Source organism: Nocardia sp. TBRC8007 (genome assembly GCF_056629435.1).
The window spans coordinates 1-224 of record NZ_JBWSOR010000248.1 but is presented as its reverse complement, the minus strand read 5'-3'; the positions used below and the strand labels follow the sequence as shown (position 1 = coordinate 224).

The 224-nt window shown below is 74.1% G+C and carries 1 protein-coding gene; it reads right to left on the bottom strand.

Annotation, left to right across the window (positions count from 1 at the left end):
* Positions 1-224, bottom strand: a 224-nt coding sequence (locus ACX4ZE_RS23530) for a hypothetical protein (RefSeq protein WP_480275657.1), incomplete at both ends; no start/stop codon positions are given.

The window sequence follows — 224 nt, the reverse complement described above, 5'->3', positions numbered from 1 at the left end:
GTCCCGGTCCCCGTCGCGCCAGCCAGATCGTCGTACACCCGACGCCACTGCGCGACCAACTCCCCCTCCCCGCCTACACCCGACCGATCGAAGACCACATACCCCACCAACTGTGTACCCGCCCCCGCCCCGGCGGCCTCCCGCGCCACCACCACCGCCTGCGCCACCGCTGGATGTGCCCCCAGTACCGCCGCCACCTCCCCCGGCTCCACCCGGTACCCCCG